Below are 1641 nucleotides of genomic sequence, written 5' to 3'. Positions count from 1 at the left end.
GAGAAGGAAAATGTCCAGTAGATATTGAGCACAGGCAGATTAAGTATAAAAATAATGTCATTGAATGTGATCATGGTAAGTTAAAGCGAATCATCAGGGCCACATTAGGATTCAAATCTATGAAGACGGCTTAGCCACAATTAAAGGTATTGAAGTCATGCGTGCACTACGTAAAGGACAAGCATCGTCATTTTATTATGGTCAGCCTCAGGGTGAAGTGTGTCTAATCAACAGCGTTTTCGGTCTCTAAGCACTTTTTAAAGGGAACATCATCGACTCAAATCTCTATTTGCAACAGTGCCGTAAATTTGAGAATGAATCTGTACGTACAGACTCATTCCCTATCTATAAAGATATTAGAAATAGCTACATAGAGTTTATTTCTAGTTTATTCAAATTAGTCGTTCAAATTAGGCGTTACTACGGATGAACAATAATTTTTACAGCAGACTCATTATTATGAATCAATGTTTCAAAGCCTTTAGAAACAAGATCATCTAATGCAATCCGTTGGGTAATAAAAGGTTCTAGATTAATCTTACCTTGCTCAACCAAACGGATAGTTTCCTGATGATCATTTACATAAGCAATCGTGCCACGAATATCTAGCTCTTTCATCACCACACTATGCACATTAATTGTGGCAGGATGGCTCCAAATAGAAACGATAACGACTACACCAGTTGGTTTCATTGCTGCAACGAGTGTATCCATGACTTTATTGACACTACTACATTCAAAAGCGACATCTACACCGCGGTCTTCTGTAATTTTCATTACCTCAGCAACTACATCAACCTTAGATGGGTCTAGTACATAATCGGCAACACCCGCTTCTATCGCTTTTTCTTTACGTTTTGCACTCAGTTCAGTAATGATGACCGTGAGACCTTTAGCCTTTAAAATAGCAGATAAAAGTAAGCCTATTGGGCCTGCTCCACCAACCAGTGCGATATCGCCAGCTTTTGCGCCACTTCTGACATAGGCATGATGACCGACAGATAAAGGTTCTATCAATGCTGCTTGGTCTAAAGGAATATCATTTGAAATAGGATGTACCCAACGCCGCTGAACTGCAATTTTTTCAGAAAGACCACCACCGCGTCCGCCTAAACCAATAAAGTTCATATTTTTTGATAAATGATACTTATCATTGGGGCCAGTCGGCACATCGTCAGCAATGATGTAGGGTTCAACTACGACATGTTGCCCAATTTGGATATCATCTACACCCTCTCCAACTGCATAAACCACGCCTGAAAATTCATGTCCCATTGTTACAGGTGCAGATTCTCCCGAAATTGGGTGTGGGTGACCACAAGGTGGAATAAAAATAGGACCTTCCATGAATTCATGTAAATCTGTACCGCAAATACCACACCACGCAACTTGAATTCCAACTGTGCCTGGAAGTACTTTCGGTTCAGGGATATCTTCAATTCGAATATCCCCTCGGTCATAAAAACGAGCTGCTTTCATTTTATATTCCTTATATTGATGTTAACGGTAAACCATTCTAGACGTAATACCAAATCAGCATATTGTTTTCTTGGAAAAATGTTAAATAATGTGAAGAAGTGGCAAATTCCACAAGTGATCAACACGGATAAAGCACCCACATATGGACGTGCTTTATCACGG

1 protein-coding gene and 2 pseudogenes are annotated in these 1641 nt (G+C 39.5%); 2 read left to right on the top strand and 1 reads right to left on the bottom strand.

Translation table 11 applies throughout. The features are described from left to right. Positions 1-250, top strand: a pseudogene (locus tag FTV29_RS14935) (DDE-type integrase/transposase/recombinase); the annotation flags it as partial. Between the two features lie 170 nt (positions 251-420). On the opposite strand, the gene FTV29_RS14930 reads toward FTV29_RS14935, so the two are convergent. Further along, positions 421-1479 (bottom strand): 2,3-butanediol dehydrogenase, encoded by a 1059-nt coding sequence (locus FTV29_RS14930; RefSeq protein WP_004281883.1) that lies wholly within the window; start codon positions 1477-1479, stop codon positions 421-423. Positions 1480-1521: 42 nt separating this feature from the next. Between FTV29_RS14930 and FTV29_RS14925 the strand changes: the two are divergent. After that, positions 1522-1641: pseudogene (locus tag FTV29_RS14925) on the top strand (IS6 family transposase); the annotation flags it as partial.

It is taken from the genome of Acinetobacter sp. YH12254 (assembly GCF_013417415.1).
In the GTDB taxonomy this organism is placed as follows: Bacteria; Pseudomonadota; Gammaproteobacteria; order Pseudomonadales; family Moraxellaceae; genus Acinetobacter; species Acinetobacter pseudolwoffii.
The sequence above is the reverse complement of the archived record's forward strand: the minus strand, read 5'-3'. Positions and strand labels throughout refer to the sequence as shown.